Origin of the sequence: Dysgonomonas hofstadii (assembly GCF_014196915.1) — a bacterium.
Lineage (GTDB): Bacteria > Bacteroidota > Bacteroidia > Bacteroidales > Dysgonomonadaceae > Dysgonomonas > Dysgonomonas hofstadii.
This window is the reverse complement of the sequence record NZ_JACIEP010000014.1, coordinates 89,551-105,473: the sequence shown is the minus strand read 5'-3', so window position 1 is coordinate 105,473 and position 15,923 is coordinate 89,551. Positions and strand designations below refer to the sequence as shown.

17 protein-coding genes and 1 pseudogene are annotated in these 15,923 nt (G+C 39.4%); 3 read left to right on the top strand and 15 right to left on the bottom strand.

The genetic code is table 11. The features are described from left to right. Positions 1 to 3 precede the first annotated feature (3 nt). The 9 genes and pseudogenes from GGR21_RS16715 to GGR21_RS16675 form a co-directional block, all read right to left on the bottom strand. Positions 4 to 966 carry a UDP-3-O-acyl-N-acetylglucosamine deacetylase gene (locus tag GGR21_RS16715; RefSeq protein WP_183308378.1) on the bottom strand — a complete coding sequence of 321 codons (963 nt, stop codon included), beginning with the start codon at positions 964 to 966 and terminating at the stop codon, positions 4 to 6. 37 nt (positions 967 to 1,003) lie between these two features. Next, positions 1,004 to 1,952 (bottom strand): annotated as a pseudogene (locus GGR21_RS16710) (3-oxoacyl-ACP synthase III family protein). A 19-nt stretch (positions 1,953 to 1,971) separates the two neighbouring features. After that, positions 1,972 to 2,715 (bottom strand): lipopolysaccharide kinase InaA family protein, encoded by a 744-nt coding sequence (locus tag GGR21_RS16705; RefSeq protein WP_183308377.1) that lies wholly within the window; start codon positions 2,713 to 2,715, stop codon positions 1,972 to 1,974. Beyond that, a complete protein-coding gene (locus GGR21_RS16700; protein WP_183308376.1) occupies positions 2,712 to 3,158 on the bottom strand; it encodes a thioredoxin family protein in 447 nt (148 codons plus the stop codon). The genes GGR21_RS16705 and GGR21_RS16700 overlap by 4 nt, the downstream gene beginning before the upstream one ends. Positions 3,159 to 3,268: 110 nt before the next feature. Then, positions 3,269 to 4,168: a phospholipase A gene (locus tag GGR21_RS16695; RefSeq protein ID WP_183308375.1), complete on the bottom strand. Its 900-nt coding sequence runs from the start codon at positions 4,166 to 4,168 to the stop codon at positions 3,269 to 3,271. A gap of 11 nt (positions 4,169 to 4,179) precedes the next feature. Further along, a complete protein-coding gene (locus GGR21_RS16690) occupies positions 4,180 to 4,485 on the bottom strand; it encodes a hypothetical protein (protein WP_183308374.1) in 306 nt (101 codons plus the stop codon). Positions 4,486 to 4,572: 87 nt separating this feature from the next. After that, entirely contained in the window at positions 4,573 to 5,193 is a 621-nt protein-coding gene (locus GGR21_RS16685) for a TetR/AcrR family transcriptional regulator (protein WP_183308373.1), read from the bottom strand. Between the two features lie 209 nt (positions 5,194 to 5,402). Beyond that, positions 5,403 to 6,578: a PBSX family phage terminase large subunit gene (locus tag GGR21_RS16680; RefSeq protein ID WP_183308372.1), complete on the bottom strand. Its 1,176-nt coding sequence runs from the start codon at positions 6,576 to 6,578 to the stop codon at positions 5,403 to 5,405. Positions 6,579 to 6,691: 113 nt separating this feature from the next. Next, entirely contained in the window at positions 6,692 to 7,219 is a 528-nt protein-coding gene (locus tag GGR21_RS16675) for a DJ-1/PfpI family protein (protein ID WP_183308371.1), read from the bottom strand. Positions 7,220 to 7,382: 163 nt separating this feature from the next. Between GGR21_RS16675 and GGR21_RS16670 the strand changes: the two genes are divergently transcribed. Next, positions 7,383 to 7,736 carry a winged helix-turn-helix transcriptional regulator gene (locus tag GGR21_RS16670; protein WP_183308370.1) on the top strand — a complete coding sequence of 118 codons (354 nt, stop codon included), beginning with the start codon at positions 7,383 to 7,385 and terminating at the stop codon, positions 7,734 to 7,736. 2 nt (positions 7,737 to 7,738) lie between these two features. On the opposite strand, the gene GGR21_RS16665 is transcribed toward GGR21_RS16670, so the two are convergent. The 6 genes from GGR21_RS16665 to GGR21_RS16640 form a co-directional block, all read right to left on the bottom strand. Continuing rightward, a complete protein-coding gene (locus GGR21_RS16665; protein WP_183308369.1) occupies positions 7,739 to 8,506 on the bottom strand; it encodes a hypothetical protein in 768 nt (255 codons plus the stop codon). 71 nt (positions 8,507 to 8,577) lie between these two features. Then, complete coding sequence (locus GGR21_RS16660) at positions 8,578 to 9,639, bottom strand: hypothetical protein (RefSeq protein WP_183308368.1); 1,062 nt, start codon at positions 9,637 to 9,639, stop codon at positions 8,578 to 8,580. Positions 9,640 to 9,689: 50 nt separating this feature from the next. Next, positions 9,690 to 10,244: a hypothetical protein gene (locus tag GGR21_RS16655; protein WP_183308367.1), complete on the bottom strand. Its 555-nt coding sequence runs from the start codon at positions 10,242 to 10,244 to the stop codon at positions 9,690 to 9,692. Between the two features lie 72 nt (positions 10,245 to 10,316). Then, positions 10,317 to 11,543 (bottom strand): M48 family metallopeptidase, encoded by a 1,227-nt coding sequence (locus GGR21_RS16650; RefSeq protein ID WP_183308366.1) that lies wholly within the window; start codon positions 11,541 to 11,543, stop codon positions 10,317 to 10,319. Positions 11,544 to 11,631: 88 nt separating this feature from the next. Continuing rightward, positions 11,632 to 12,648, bottom strand: a complete 1,017-nt coding sequence (tsaD, locus tag GGR21_RS16645; protein ID WP_183308365.1) for a tRNA (adenosine(37)-N6)-threonylcarbamoyltransferase complex transferase subunit TsaD — start codon at positions 12,646 to 12,648, stop codon at positions 11,632 to 11,634. A gap of 55 nt (positions 12,649 to 12,703) precedes the next feature. Beyond that, a complete protein-coding gene (locus GGR21_RS16640) occupies positions 12,704 to 13,051 on the bottom strand; it encodes a hypothetical protein (protein ID WP_183308364.1) in 348 nt (115 codons plus the stop codon). Positions 13,052 to 13,149: 98 nt separating this feature from the next. On the opposite strand from GGR21_RS16640, the gene gldB reads away from it, so the two are divergent. Both gldB and dnaB read left to right on the top strand, forming a co-directional pair. Continuing rightward, positions 13,150 to 14,151, top strand: a complete 1,002-nt coding sequence (gene gldB, locus GGR21_RS16635; RefSeq protein WP_183308363.1) for a gliding motility lipoprotein GldB — start codon at positions 13,150 to 13,152, stop codon at positions 14,149 to 14,151. A gap of 123 nt (positions 14,152 to 14,274) precedes the next feature. Further along, complete coding sequence (dnaB, locus tag GGR21_RS16630; RefSeq protein ID WP_183308362.1) at positions 14,275 to 15,804, top strand: replicative DNA helicase; 1,530 nt, start codon at positions 14,275 to 14,277, stop codon at positions 15,802 to 15,804. The last annotated feature ends 119 nt before the right edge of the window (positions 15,805 to 15,923 follow it).

Here is a 15,923-nt window from a genome sequence, read left to right as displayed (position 1 = left end):
ATTTTATGCCGGAATCTCTGCCAGCAAACTCAGTTCCAGTTTCGGCTTCTTTTCTGCAAATATCGCTTCGCGTATAGCGCGGGCAAACAGGTTGTTGATACCGTGTCCGGGACAGTTGGCTATGATCTTTCCCTTTATGAAGTATCCCACCAATGCGATGTCACCTATAATATCGAGCAGCTTATGGCGTGCCGGTTCGTTAGGGTACAGCAATGGTTTGTTCATAATATAGCCCAGCTTAGAAGCATCTTTCCTCTTCACACCCATCACATCGGCCAGATGGTCAAAGTCATTTTGCGCTATCTGCTTATCATAGATCACAATCGCATTGTCCAGATCACCGCCTTTCACCAGATTGTTTTCGAGCAACGGCATTACTTCCCTCACAAAAACAAACGTGCGAGCCGGAGCAAAATCCCTCGTAAACTCTGCCAAATCGTTCATATGAGCATCCTGCTGCCGCAGCAATGTGGAGTTGAAGGTAATGTGTGACTGTATACTAAACGATTCGTCGGGCATCAGAAGCATCGAAGAACCTGTAGCCTTGTCTACGACTTTAACTCTTTTGCGCTTAAACATGATGTATTTTCTTTCAGCATCCTGCTGTTGTGCGCCGACTTCCTTTATCTTGCTGACAAACATAATGGAACTACCGTCCATTATAGGCACCTCGGGTGCATCTACGTCAATCAGGCAGTTATCAATTTCGCAGGCATAGAGAGCCGCCAGCGCGTGTTCTACTGTGCTCACTTGCACACCATTTGCCGACAAAACTGTTCCCCTCTGAGTAGCCGCCACATTCTCGGCCAGGGCATCTATAATTGGTTGTCCGGGAACATCTGTCCTTCTGATTTTATAACCATGATTTTCAGGGGCAGGATTAAAAGTAATTTTAATGTTCAATCCTGTGTGCAACCCTTTACCTTGCAATGTAAAGCTGCTTTTTAAAGTTCTTTGATAAACCATAATCAATCTGTTTTTAATGATGGACCAGCCATCATATTTATAATGTAGGAAATTGTATGAGGCAGGCTCCGGCCGAGTATCCACCGCCAAAGACGGATAGACACACCAGATCTCCCGATCTGAATTTACCGAAGTTTTGGGCAAATACCAGAAACGCACTGGCAGAACCGGTATTGCCTAATTCCTCTATATTAGATAGTATTTTTTCATCTTCTATTTCAAGTTGTTTGGCTACATTTTTTATTATCCTCATATTAGCCTGATGACCTATAAAATAAGAAAGGTCTTCGACAGAGTGGCTGTTCCACTCCAGTATATCCTTTGTATTCTGGGCAATATAAGTGCACGCCTGCATAAATACGTCTTTTCCGAATGGCATTTGCAAGCCTTTTTCTTTCGGCTCAAGATACACTGCTTCTGGTCCGTGACCGATATGTCCCAATCCCTGGGTCATGATATCAATTACTCTGGGCTCCTTTTCCGAAAAAGATATATCCGACAGAAAATAAGCCGTAGCCCCGTCACCCCAAAGATGCCCCGACATGCAATCGGTATCGTCGGAGTAAGTAGAGTTACGATCGGCACATATCAACAATGCCTTTGTAGCTATTTGTGAATAAAAGAAAGCTCTGATAATTTCAAGGGCATTAACACCCGATGAACAAGCCGACGATATGTAAAATACTTTCGCATCGTCTATATTGTATTCGCGTTGTATCTGATGCCCTGTTGTCGCAATGGTATCAGAGGGAGTATAGGAAGCAAATACGATCAGGTCTACTTCCCTGATATCGTAAGGTAAAGCATGCAGGGCATTTTTTACGGCTGCACATATAGTCCATCGTTTCCCTCTCGGAAGCTCTCGAACGGCTCAGCATACCTGTACGTTGGGCAATCCAGTCGCTGGTCAGCCCGTTTACCCCGGTAAAGTAATCATTGGGGATTCTTGTTTCAGGAATGTAATATCCTACTGAGTTGATAAGCATAATCTTATAAAAGTTAGTTTTATTGAAATTGATACCTGCTTTCAGGGTGACGCGCCAGATGCTTTTTCCAAAAACGCCGATTATACAGATGTATTAGCATCTGACATGATTTTTCATCATATTTACGTATTTTTGAATATTCTTCACCTATGAAGTCCAATGTATTATTACTGGCCCTCAGCCGACAGAAACTCTTGCAACTATCCAGTATATTGGGCTTTTTGAACTTCATCCGGTTAAGGTCTATCAGATAAAATTCATATCCGCCGCCTACTTTCTTATATAATATATTACCCGGAGAATAATCCTTATGTATAATACCGCTTTTATGCATTTGGGCTGTAAAGAGCGTGAAAGCCTGTATGAGTTCCTTACTCTGGTCTTCGCTCTGTTTGTATATCTCCCTCATGGTTCCTTCCACCTGTTCGTGTATAGAGATGTAATACGACTCGCTCATCAAACCATTACTACACATTTCTATATATGCTATCGGATCGGGAGTTTTAATTCCTTTATCCAGTATATACTGTGCATTCTGGTAAGAACGTTCGGCTTTCGACTTACGTATATACCTGTATGCAAACCTGTTGATAAGGATAGGCTGTTTAAACGACTTCACGTTCACCCTCAGTCCGTCTACCTCAAATACTTTTATCGTATTACGAGCTTTATATACAATTTCTCCCTCCCAGGGAAAAATCAGGGGGATCGATCTTATGAAACCGTCAAGCCCCTCGTATTTAGGATTAACCACTATTCTCATTTTACTACCCTATTATATATAATTTCCAAATTGGATACGGGAACTATTCCCATAAGCCTTTCTATTTCCTTCCCTCGTTTGTAAATGATAATGCTGGGCGTACCCGACATATCATATTTGCTGTACCTGCCCGGATATTTTTCTATGTCGAGTTTGTAAAAATTCACTTTTTCGCCCTGAATTAGCTCGGCCAGGCGATTGACATTATATTCCATTCTGGTGCATAGATCTGAATCTTCCTTGTAGAAGAGGACGAATGAAATGTCTGATGATATGGCCTCGCCAAAAGTGCTGTCGTCGATTTCTACAAAACACGTTTCTTCCAAATAAGCAGGAGTCCGTTTAATATTTATATTCCCCAGTATATTGGTAGATACAAACATGATGGCTAATAATAGAATAAAATGCCATGTCTTGAACCGAAAATTATTTAACTCTTTCATACTTGTGTTCATGTGTTATATTTGATGCGAATCTATCCCAAAAAGTCACAAACAACAATAAAAAAATGACGAACGGCCTTTATCTCCCGACGAACGGCATATATCTTTCTTTAAAAGACATTATAGAAATCGGGCTTTATACAAATACCGAACCTCGCGTTCATTGTGTATTTATTATATTCGAGCAGGCCTTCACCATATCCTTGAAAAAATCGTCCGAATAAGTATATATTTGATCTTTCCGATATACGGAACGCAGCTGTTGCTGTTGTATTCATCTTAATAAAACCTTTTCTGGGGTTTATATCGGCCGACAACCACCATCTGTGCTTATCGCTGATGTAATTGACAGACAAGAATCCTATTCCCCTGTAATCGAGCAAGTCCTTATTGTTGCTTCCATCGACCCACGGAACCCAAAATTCACCGGCCAGATTAAACCTTGCATTGAAGTAGTACTTCATGGAAAGGCTCAGATAATTCCAGCTTCTGGATTCTTCACCCTCGCGTCCGTTCGATTCATGCTTCACCTGGACAAATGCCGCTCCCACCAGCTTGTTTTTGTAGAAAAGATATTTACCCAGCCCTAATCCCGGATTGTAATTTGTATCCTTAAACGGACTCGATTCGGCATATATATCCCAAAATGACTTCTGGCTATAGGTCAGATACAGGAATGATTTGAACGGGAGGATACTCTTGGTAAGTCTCTGCCTTATACTCACCTGAAAGGATGCATCAGCCGATTTACTTGTAATTTCCTTATTCAAAGGGACTCCTGTAACGAAGTATGTATCTCTGTAAACAGCAAACGACGGTAAACGGTCGGCCATTTTTAAGGCTTCATCTTCTGAAATATCAAGATGTCTGGGCTTAAATATGTTAGGGTCCTGCATGGCCTCGTTGTATTTATCAAGGACACTGTCGCTAACCAGATATTTCATATCTTCCTGTGCCGAAATATTCACAATTGTAACCAAAAGTAATGCCAATAAATAATACTTTTTCATTTTTTGCCAGTTTAATCAAATATGAATTGATTGATAAAACGATCGTTCACTATTTCGCTTCCGCATTTTGTCTTTATTCCTATCACCTCCAATAGTTTTTTCAGATCATTATTCATCGACTCGATGTAGATGAGGCTCACTTTCTTCAGCGCCATTAATAGTGAAAAGTAATTATTTTCGGCATTTTCCAGTTTTAAACTTTCCACTCCTTTTACCTTGTCTTCACCGTCAACTGCAAAAAGGTTTACCGTAGTATTTTCATGAACGCCTTTACTCAACGAACCTTTTTGTGTTAGTATAGCAATTATCCTAGTCATTTTTTCCTTATTTGTTTATTAAAATGCACCATTGAATGAACAATCATTCACTTTTTACTCTAATTGCCAACGATTATATATAATATATCAGTTCTTGCTACTGATCAGGGAATACAGGTAATCCATCACTTCCTTCCTGCGATCCATATCATGCATTATATTTACCGCAAACATCGAATCATCAGTATACCTGTCAGACGATTCTTTTATACTGATGCTGTTAAACAAAATACACATTATATCGATATCGATATCCTGCCTTATTTCACCGGCTTCAATACTTTTCTGCAAAGCACCTCTCCATGTTTCCAACAGCTTCTTATTTATCACATAGAAACGATCCAGAAACTTCGGATAATGCTTCGCTCCCTGCATCATCAGTGCAGTATAATTCAAGAACGCCGTATGAGTCACACCCGCCCGGGTAAAGGCATTTATCACCAATCGTTGTCTCCGGTGAATAAACTCTATCAGCTCACTGGTAGTTAAATCTTTATTGGCATTCTTCAACAGTTTTTCGAACAGACTGAAGAAATATGTGTCTATAACAGCCAGAAATAATTCTTCTTTATTGCGGAAATAGCGGTACATTGCCCCTCTGGACATATTGAGTTCTTCCTGTAAAACAGAGATGGAAGTACTATCATATCCTCTGTTCATAAATACATCGAACGCCCGCCGTAATATATACTCTCTACTATATTTCATTTTGCAACTCTTAAAATGAACAATCGTTCACAATGCAAAGGTGCGTCATTTCATTTACATAGACAATATTAATTATGTTAAAAAATATAGAAAATACTAAGTCCACTTATTATTTTCTGTTAAAGTATTATTTTGAGCAGATATTTTTTTATTTTACTATCTATATATAAGGATATTAAGTGGATGAATTTCTCTCCCGCCATTCTCTATTACGCTTTACCTTTAATAACAGAATAGCTTAATCCACTATTCTTTTCCATCAACTGATTAAGACACACATAACGCTGAGCATCAATAGAATGATTATAACGATCAACCGGCACATTGGTAGGGTTACCGAAAGCATCGTTTTTCCAGCGGTAATTGCGATACTCATTTATTATATTCACACTGCTCTGTGTAATATGCTTTTTGTAGCGATTCAATATAGAAATACCGGTATTTACACTATCCTGCCCTTTCTGGGCTGCTTCGGTTTTCCATCCCATTATCGATATTTCCTTTATGCTTTTAGGTTCGGCGCTATCAGCAATAATCAACGTATCGCGGGGAATATCCAGGCTTTCGAGGTGGGAAGCTATCATCATATTATCGTATCCTTTAGCATAAAGCAGTTCATCGACCCACAGTTCGCCTCCGGCTAACCTGATGTCGACAATAGCAGTAGGATCATTGGTGAATCCGAAGTCCATACCTATCCAGCGTTTCTTATACATATCGGGCATTTGGGGAACAATGTCCCAGTTGCGAACCACCACTCCCTTATGCGATCCGGTAAGCCCTTCTCCGTAAACCTGCCACCAGTCTTCGTCGCCCCGGTTCGATTCTATCTCCTTTATTTGTGCTACGGAAAGGTATTCATTATCTTTATAAGTAGAATGGATAAGCTGCGATTCGTTTGTCTGTACCAGTACCTTTTCGTCGAGCCAAAATTCGAAGCAGGGATTACAATCGAGAAAAACCGAACGTGTTGTTCTTATCGCCAGTTGGCGGTATATTTCATAGTCGACATTGATACATTCATTAATATAAAGTACATCGCGTGACGGACCGTGCACTTTCGAAGGATTGTCGGCCGAGAAGAACTCTATCATCGACGAATTTATCTTATATATCTTATCGGTAGCATTCCAGTCTTTGTCGTTCCATTTTCCCTCGGCTAAAAGAATTTCCCTGAAATCGCGTATACACCCTTTTTTCAGATGAGGCATAGATTCGGACACAACGGATATAACCAATGGATCGGCAGATGTGTTGATAATATGGACTAGCAGCTGGAGTATACTGTATGTCTTTGAGGAACGGGTGGAACCTTTATTTACAATATAACGCAGACCTTTGCTATAGGCTTCTAAATTACGGTAAAATACACTTGTTTTGTTCATCTTTTTCCTGTATAGATAAAGATGTACAATAAAGTTAATACCTTCTATAAACAACAAGAGGCTTTTTGAGAAATCAAATTCAAAAAACCTCTGTTATTTGAATTCAAATTTGGTTATTTCAACACTTTCAGTATTTCAGGAATGAGCATCCAGATTGTATCTTCCGTTTGAGCTGTATAGAAGTTACCATCGACCTCAAATTTCTCATCTGTAGCTATTGCATTCTTGATAGCCGGCTTTCCATACGGGTGAACAGCAACTTTTTTACCATTGGCAACACCAATCGAATCCAGCATCATAGCGGCCGCACAATGGCCTATAACAAGTTTTTCTTTGTCAGCAAACGCTTTCAGTACAGCCAGCATATCCTGATTATACTGTTTGCCTGCGTTTTCTGCAAATTTAGGAATGGCATCGCCGCAACCGAATACAACTACGTCGAATTCGTCTTCTTTTCCTTTCAGATTGGCAACCACATCGTCTACAACCAACGTTACACCCGAATTGGTTTTAATTTCCTTACTATCGGCTACCGCAAATATTTTATACTCCACTCCGTTTTCGAAGAATGCTTCCAGATACTGGAAAAGTCCCGATCCATTCACTGGATTTACTGCTAATACTGCTACCCTCTTTGCCATAATATCAAATATTAAATTAAACAATAGTTATTTTTAGTAAGTTTATTATCTTTGTATAGCAAAAGTATACAAAGATATCTTTACCTGCAAGAAGGTACACGAAAGTAATATACTAACACATAGGTAAGTAATACTCACTTACAGCTAATTATAACGAAAAAAAATGCAAAATTTTTTACCGACAGGAGATTGTCCTATCCGTGACATACTGAGCCGGCTTGGCGATAAGTGGTCGATGCTGGTTATGGTAACCCTGCATTCCAACGGGGTGATGCGATTTAGAGACATTCATCGCACAATCGGTGACATCTCGCACCGCATGCTGACAGTTACATTGAAATCGCTAGAAGCAGATGGGCTGATAACACGCAGGGTGTATGCCGAAGTACCGCCGCGGGTAGAGTATAATATAACAGATAGAGGAAACAGCCTGATACCGCACCTGGAAAATCTGGTTCTGTGGGCGACAGATAACATATCCGGAATAAAGGAAACCCGGGATAAGATACTGAAATAATGTCAGAATCCGGTGACAAGCAGCCTTCTTGCCCCGTTTATTCCACACTTTTGATAATTATTGTATGCTGAAGCTGCGGCTTCACGTACCGCTGACGCGGGTTGTCCGTTAATATACGCCCTGATAGCATCGTGTACGGTATATGCTTCGGCGCTCATCAGATGTGTTGACCACACCAATGGATTGGCTTTTGCCGTTTTGAGATATTGACTGAAATATTGTTTACTGGCACAGGCTATGATAATTGCATCACGGGTTTTGTCATCGGTGTTTTGATAGGTATTTGCCAATTTGAAGTCCATCAGCCCGTTGTGCCCTACATACGACACCAGTCTGGCATTACCACTAATACCGATAACAGTTTTACCTACCATCACAGTATCTTTTTTGATGCCTGAACACGATTTCAGAAAATCTATAGTACAATCGCTTATATAACGTCCGTCGTAAGCATCGGCAACCAGGTAATAGTTTTTCGTTTTATGCTTGAATACGATCCGCTCAAGGATAACCTCATTCACTTTATATTTGCGGACTTCCTTCCAATCGGCACTTTTACGGAAAAAAGTACGCACCCCGTAGCCACAACCCCAATAAAGATTTGAATTTGGGTCCTGGCCGTTACCGATTCCTTTGGGTACTTTGACAATTCCCTGATATTGATTATCGCACAAGGCTACCATGATATGAATTGTTTTGTCGTCGGATTCCTGTGCCAGTAAGCAAATATTTACCGATATAAACAAAAAGAAGGAAAGAAACGTTTTCATAGGCTTATCATCTATTGACGATCAATAGATGATAAAAATACGAAGATTCCATAAATACAGGTGAAAAAAAATTAATCTCTGAATAAATTCCGTTGAATAAGATCCATAAAAGCTTTCTTATCGGAACGGTACCTTTTCACATACCGGGTCCATTCTTTTTCATCGAATTCAACTTTATTTCGTTTGCTATCCTCGTAAATATATTTATCAAAGATGTCTTTTTTCAGAGAAGCTTTTTCTTTCTGATTATTTTCGTATTGCTGATATCCGAATATGTCTATATGATATTTTTCTTTATAATCTTTCAGATTTTCACACATTTCCAGTAACCAGACAAATACACTTGTTTCACTATTCTTATGATCTTTGAGAATATCTCCCCAATATTCCTTTGAGAAATTTATCTCATTTTTATTATTATCAGTGTATATCCATGCATCAAAAATATCTTTTTTCAGAGAGGCCTTTTTTTTGTCACTGTCTTCATATTCCCAATAACCGAAAAAGTCCTTTTTTATATTTCTCTTGAAATCTTTCCGGGGCGGATGGACATGTTTTTCTTCTTTACCGAAAAACAGTTCTTTCTTTATAGCGGCCGCATAATCGTCTTCGTCAAAAGCTCCGTCTTTTATCGTGGTCTTATTCCCATTATTATCCTTAATAACAGTATCGCCGAATATATCTTTTTCTATGGTCGTCTTATTTCCCTTATTATCTTTTATGATGGTATTCCCGAAAATATCTTTTTCGATAGTTGTTTTATTTCCCTTATTATCCTTTATTATAGTATTTCCAAAAATATCTTTTTCCAGTGTTTTTTTGTTGCCTTTATTGTCTGAAATAACAGTATCGCCAAATATATTTGTTTCTATAGTTGTTTTATTTCCCTTACTATCAGAAATAATGGTGTTTCCAAAAATATCTTTTTCTATTTTTTTCTTATTGCCCTTATTATCCGTTATGATAGTATTGCCGAATATATCCTTTTCTATTTTAGTCTTATTTCCCTTCTCATCTGTAATAATGGTATTACCAAAAATATCTTTTTCTACTTTTTTCTTTTCTCCGGATTGGGGATAAATATTAGAAACAAACAATGTAATCAGAATAAAAAATATATAGTAAGCTCTCATAATAGATAATTTTTAAGATAAATAATATATTTCAGAAAATGGAATAAACACTATTCCAGTTCAATTCTTCCGAATATATCTGATTTTACTTTTTTCTTATTTCCTTTCTCATCTTCCACATAGGTATCTCCAAAGATATCTTTGGTAACTTTAAACTTGTTACCTTTACTATCTTTAATAGTTATATTGCCGAATATATCTTTATCAACAACTTCGCTCTTATTTCCTTTTTCATCTTCAATAACGGTTCTACCGGCAAAGCCTTTCGATATTTTTATTCTTTTTCCGTTTTTATCTTTTACATAACTATTTCCAAAAGAATCACGTTCTACTTCTATCTTATCACCTTTTCCGTTATCGATAATTGCTTTACCAAACGAATCTTTCTTTACGGAAGTATTCCCCCGGTTATCTTTTGTTATAAATTCATCCAGATTATATTCCTTTATAATTTCTTCCTGTGATCGGGCTTCGTTCTCTTCAATCTGCCTGTTATTTTGAGTATATCTCACATTTGCATTATTCCCCGGGATCTGCACCGTACAGCTAAACATAGACAAAAGAACTAAAAGAGAAATAATTGATGAAATGGCATTTTTTTTCATAGCAGTAAGTATTCGTTATAATATATAAGAATACTAAGTTATGAAAAGGTTTAATAACATTATAAAATATTCTTATTTTCTTAACGCATCCATTCGCTGTAACAGCGTTGGATGCGAATAACTAAAAAATACATATAATGGATCGGGATTGAGATTGTTGAGTGATTTTACTGATAGTTTTTTCAATCCACTGATAAGCGGTTCTGCCAGACCAAAGCTTGCAGCATAGGCATCTGCCTGATATTCATTTTTACGGCTGAGGATGCTTGAGAAAATCCCGGTCAGCATCGATATGGGAGTAAAAAGAATAGAGAATGCTATCATACCCAGGTGGAAAGACGGTTCTTCTCCACCCAATGCCCGGGCGATTTCTTCATTATCGAGGAACCAGGAAAGTAGGAATAGCATAATTCCTGAAAACAATATGGATTGTACGATTCCCTGTATGGTATGCTTTTTCTTGTAATGCCCTATTTCATGTGCCAGAACAGCTACAATTTCATCCGTATCGAGGTCGTTTATCAGCGTATCGAACAGTACGATTCTCTTTTTTGCCCCGAATCCTGTAAAATACGCATTTGCTTTGGATGAACGCTTCGAGGCATCCATCACATATATGTTGTTAACGGCAAAACCGGCTTTAGAAGCAAAATTCTGTATAGCATCACGCAGTTCTCCTTCTTCCAGCGGCGTTTGCTTGTTAAACATAGGTACGATGACATTTGAATAGAACAACGACATAAACAGTGAAAACAGGGTGATCACTCCCCATGCATAAAGCCATGCATATTCGCCCAATGTCTCGTACAGCCAGACAATAAGGGCTAATATACCTCCCCCCAGGGCAACTACAAGTAAGAGTCCCTTCAGTTGGTCGAACCAGAATGTACTTTTTGTGGATTTATTGAACCCAAATCGTTCTTCGATAACGAACGTAGCATAATAATCAAATGGGAGGGTAATGATCTCATTGACAACATAAATTATTCCAATGAACGCCAAAGTCAACAATATTTCATTATCGATAAATTGTCTCAGATACTCATCCAGCCATCCAAAAAGGCCAAATGATAAAACAACGACCATCATCGCAAAAGAGAACAGGTTTATATATAATCCGAAACGACTGTTAACTTTTTGATATTCCTGTTGCCTGGCGTAGTCCTCTTTATCATATATTCCTTCCAGCCGGAGAGGAATATGGGGACTCATCCGCTTACGGTTGCGGTAAGACAGATATTGAGACCAAACAAATTCTAAAACAAGTATTAATAATATTATGGTCAGGTAGAACTGCATTTTTTGAGTGTTTTTAACGCACAAAGATAGGTATTACTAGTAATATAATTTGAATGAAAATATTTATTTCTTTATCTAAAGAAGATTCCTACATCACCACCCGCGAATAAGGTGCAGCATCCATCGAACAGAAATCATCATCCTGATATTTAAAATAGCCTGTTATGGCTATCATCGCCGCATTATCGGTCGTGTAGCCGAACGGAGGTATATGTATCTTCCAGCCATAACGTTTCGCATGGTCTTCGAAAGCAGCACGAAGACCCGAATTTGCCGACACACCTCCTGCAACAGCTATTTCTTTAATACCCAAATCTTTGGCGGCGAGACGTAGTTTGTCCATCAGTATCTCGATAATGGTTTTCTGCAAGGAAGCACACAAGTCAGCCTTATTCTTTTCTATAAAGTCGGGATCGTTTTTCAGTTCGTCACGCAGCAGATACAGAAAAGATGTTTTCAACCCACTGAAACTGTAGTCATAACCTTTTATATGCGGTTTATTCAATTTAAAAGCGTCGGGATTTCCCTCTTTTGCCAGTTTATCGACAATCGGTCCACCCGGATAACCCAATCCCATCACTTTGGCACATTTGTCGAAAGCTTCACCGGCCGCATCATCTATCGTCTGGCCGATAATTTCCATCTCTTTATACGATTTCACAAGGATGATCTGAGAATTTCCTCCCGATACCAACAGACATAAGAAAGGGTATTGAGGCTGGTTATTATCATCCTTATTCTCTTTTATGAAATGAGCCAGTACATGGGCATGCAAATGGTTAACGTCTACCATCGGTATATTCAGAGCCGAAGACAATCCTTTGGCAAAAGAGGTGCCTACCAGCAGCGAACCCATTAATCCAGGACCACGCGTAAAGGCTATCGCCGTAAGGTCTTCCCTTTTCACTCCTGCTTTTTTCAAAGCCTGGTCTACCACAGGTATTATGTTCTGCTGATGCGCACGCGAAGCCAGCTCGGGAACTACACCTCCGTAGCTTTCGTGCACTTTCTGGCTCGATATAATATTCGATAAGAGTACTCCGTCTTGTATAACCGCTGCTGCAGTATCATCACAAGAAGATTCTATGCCTAGTATTGTAGTCATTTTTTTCAATATTAAAGTTGGATTTTCATTCCACCCAACTATAACGTTTATATGTTTATATTGTTTGGAACACTTTTTTCATATGTTCCATTTCATTTTTCACCTGATTGATACCTATTACTCCTCCCGACAGACCTGTTGTAGCTTTGCTTATCTGGAGCTTTATAAGTCTGGAATCACTGGAATCGATCGAAATCCTGAACTTGAAATATTTGCAGAACGCACCGAATAGTAAGCGCATCACCCGGCTTCCTTTTTCAAAAACCCCGCTTCCCAGATGTTTATATCCCATCGATTCTAATGCTTCGGTAACAGCGTTTTCCAACTGGCCGGGAGTAACTCCTGCATAACTACAAATAAAACTATCACTCGATTCGTATTCAAAATCTCTAAAGTAAAGCATAATTTTGTGTGTCTTAATTTATATTTAGGTTGAGCAAAATTACGAAATATAAGTTATCTTCGCAAAAGAGTACCATTAAAATAGAAAAAGCTGCCAATATGAAAAATATAGTTTACTTGCTGGCATTTATCTTCACTTCATTTATTGGTTGTTCGGGCACACTAAAAAGTGAGAATAACGGCAACCGTTTGCAAGAAGAGGAATCCCCTGTTGTGCGTTTCGACAAAGAAATGTACGAATATCTGATCGCACCCGATTCGCTGAAAGAAGCCACACTGAAAAAGAACAACATGGTGCTTTTACTAGCGCTGGGACGTGTTACTGTCGACAATAACAATGATGATAGTGTTATTTCATCGCTAAGGGAATATTTTTCCAATCCTTCGCTAATGCAGTTGTATAAAGACGAATTGAATACATTCTCCGACTTTTCTCCTTATATGGAAGAATTGGTAACAGCGCAAAAGAACGTGAATAATCATTTTTCTGGCAAGAAACTACCTCAGTTATGCTTGCACGTATCGGGCTACAGAGAAAACGTTATCATATTGCATGATATGATATCTGTTTCCGCAGACAAGTATCTGGGAAGTGGATATAGCGGGTACAGAAGCTATTTTCAGCCTTACGAACGGCAGCAGATGCAGCCTCAGTATTTAGTACGCGACTATCTGAAGGCATGGTTGATAAGCGACAATGTGATAGAAACCACCCATGAAGGCAAAAACCTGATAATGGCTATGATAGATGAGGGTAAATTATTATATGCTCTTATGCAGCTGCTACCCGAAAAGGATGAGGATTATATTATCGGCTACACTGCTGCTCAGTCGGCGTGGTGCAAAAGCAATGAAAAAAACATATGGCAGTCTATTGTAAAACAAAACCATTTATACGACACCGACCACATGCTTATTACACGCTATGTGAACGATGCGCCGAACACAGCGCCTATCGGCCCCGATTCGCCTGGCAGATTAGGTGCATGGATAGGATTGCAGATGATTGAAAAATATGTATCAAGAACAGGCGCCAGTTTAGAAAAAGTTCTGGATACCGATTCGTATGCCATATTGAAAGAATCGAAATACAATCCGTAAAACAATAATTTCCCGAAAATTGATAGAGTTATTAACATCGCTGTTCAAAACTTAACTAGCCATTAAGCGTTATTTATTTTATCTTTGAATAAAAATCTAACGTAAAGGAGGAAAAGATAAATAATGGCCGACACAAATAATAAGAACCAGGGAAGACGGAAACAAAAAGAAACAACATTAATATCAGATATAGGGAGAGTACAACCACAGGCACGGGAGCTTGAAGAAGCTATTCTTGGCGCACTGATGCTCGAAAAAGACGCTTACTCTCTGGTAAGCGACATCCTGAAACCCGATAGTTTTTATGATTCTATTCACCAAACCATATACAGGGCGATTGTAGATCTGGCTCTACGTCAGGCTCCTGTGGATATGCTGACAGTTGTAGAACAACTCAAAAAAGAAGGTGAACTGGAAGCCGTTGGCGGACCGGTTTATATAGCACAACTGACAGAGAAAGTAGCTTCTGCGGCACATATCGAATTCCATGCGCGCATTATTGCCCAGAAATATCTGGCCAGAGAGCTTATCTCTTTTTCTTCCCTGGTTACAAACAAAGCATTTGACGAAACATCGGACGTAGACGATCTGATGCAGGAAGCCGAAAGTAAGCTTTTCGAAATTTCGCAGCGAAATGTAAAGAAAGATGTTACCCAAATAAATCCTGTAATAAAAGAAGCGCTGAACCTGCTGGAAATTGCGGCTAACCGTCCTGAAGGCCTTAGCGGATTACAAACAGGGTTTACAGCTTTGGACAAGATAACATCAGGGTGGCAAAATTCCGACCTGGTGATTATCGCCGCCCGTCCGGCGATGGGAAAAACAGCCTTCGTTTTATCCATGGCAAAAAACATGGCTGTAGCTTATAATTATCCGATCGCCTTGTTCTCGCTGGAGATGTCGAACGTACAGTTGGTAAACCGTCTCATTGTGAATACCTGCGAGATTCCGGGTGAAAAAATAAAGAACGGACAGTTAGCCCCATACGAATGGGAACAGCTCGATTTCAAAATAAAAGAATTATACGATGCCCCTCTGTTTATAGACGACACCCCGAGTTTATCGGTATTCGAGTTGAGGACAAAAGCCCGCCGCCTGGTACGCGAACATGGCATCAGGATGATCATTATCGACTATCTGCAATTGATGAATGCCAGCGGAATGAATTATGGAAGCCGCGAACAGGAGGTGAGTATGATATCCCGCTCGTTGAAAGGGTTGGCGAAAGAACTGAATATTCCTATCATTGCCCTGTCGCAGCTAAACCGTGGTGTGGAAGGCCGTGCAGGAGCTGAGGGAAAACGTCCGCAACTGTCAGACCTTCGCGAGTCGGGAGCCATCGAACAGGATGCAGACATGGTGTGTTTTATTCACCGTCCCGAATACTATAAGATATTTGAAGATGATAAAGGTAATTCGCTGATTGGCCTTGCCGAAATTATCATTGCAAAGCACCGTAACGGTGCTACCGGTGATGTCTTGCTGCGGTTTAAGAGTGAGTTTGCTCGTTTCCAGAATGTAGACGACGATTACAATTTTGGGGCAGGTCAGAATTTCACCTCGAAGATTAACAGTGGTGCTCCGTCAGATTCCGGCCCGGGTACAGGTTTTCAACCGATGCAAGGTAATGGAAATGATTTTGTGCCATTTTAAAAGAGAGTTATATCTTGAAGTCATCTCGACTTTTTATTTTTTACCACAGAGTTAAAAGAGTTAAAGGAGTTTTTTCTTTAAGTCGAAAAAGAGTATATTATTTACGATAAATTGATGTT

Coding starts and splice junctions, on each gene's coding strand:
- GGR21_RS16705 (WP_183308377.1), bottom strand. CDS start 2,715: ATGAGAATAGTGGTTAATCCTAAATACGAGGGGCTTGACGGTTTCATA.
- GGR21_RS16700 (WP_183308376.1), bottom strand. CDS start 3,158: ATGAAAGAGTTAAATAATTTTCGGTTCAAGACATGGCATTTTATTCTA.
- tsaD (WP_183308365.1), bottom strand. CDS start 12,648: ATGACTACAATACTAGGCATAGAATCTTCTTGTGATGATACTGCAGCA.
- GGR21_RS16665 (WP_183308369.1), bottom strand. CDS start 8,506: ATGAAAACGTTTCTTTCCTTCTTTTTGTTTATATCGGTAAATATTTGC.
- gldB (WP_183308363.1), top strand. CDS start 13,150: ATGAAAAATATAGTTTACTTGCTGGCATTTATCTTCACTTCATTTATT.
- GGR21_RS16695 (WP_183308375.1), bottom strand. CDS start 4,168: ATGAAAAAGTATTATTTATTGGCATTACTTTTGGTTACAATTGTGAAT.
- GGR21_RS16690 (WP_183308374.1), bottom strand. CDS start 4,485: ATGACTAGGATAATTGCTATACTAACACAAAAAGGTTCGTTGAGTAAA.
- dnaB (WP_183308362.1), top strand. CDS start 14,275: ATGGCCGACACAAATAATAAGAACCAGGGAAGACGGAAACAAAAAGAA.
- GGR21_RS16655 (WP_183308367.1), bottom strand. CDS start 10,244: ATGAAAAAAAATGCCATTTCATCAATTATTTCTCTTTTAGTTCTTTTG.
- GGR21_RS16715 (WP_183308378.1), bottom strand. CDS start 966: ATGGTTTATCAAAGAACTTTAAAAAGCAGCTTTACATTGCAAGGTAAA.
- GGR21_RS16685 (WP_183308373.1), bottom strand. CDS start 5,193: ATGAAATATAGTAGAGAGTATATATTACGGCGGGCGTTCGATGTATTT.
- GGR21_RS16680 (WP_183308372.1), bottom strand. CDS start 6,578: ATGAACAAAACAAGTGTATTTTACCGTAATTTAGAAGCCTATAGCAAA.
- GGR21_RS16650 (WP_183308366.1), bottom strand. CDS start 11,543: ATGCAGTTCTACCTGACCATAATATTATTAATACTTGTTTTAGAATTT.
- GGR21_RS16675 (WP_183308371.1), bottom strand. CDS start 7,219: ATGGCAAAGAGGGTAGCAGTATTAGCAGTAAATCCAGTGAATGGATCG.
- GGR21_RS16640 (WP_183308364.1), bottom strand. CDS start 13,051: ATGCTTTACTTTAGAGATTTTGAATACGAATCGAGTGATAGTTTTATT.
- GGR21_RS16670 (WP_183308370.1), top strand. CDS start 7,383: ATGCAAAATTTTTTACCGACAGGAGATTGTCCTATCCGTGACATACTG.
- GGR21_RS16660 (WP_183308368.1), bottom strand. CDS start 9,639: ATGAGAGCTTACTATATATTTTTTATTCTGATTACATTGTTTGTTTCT.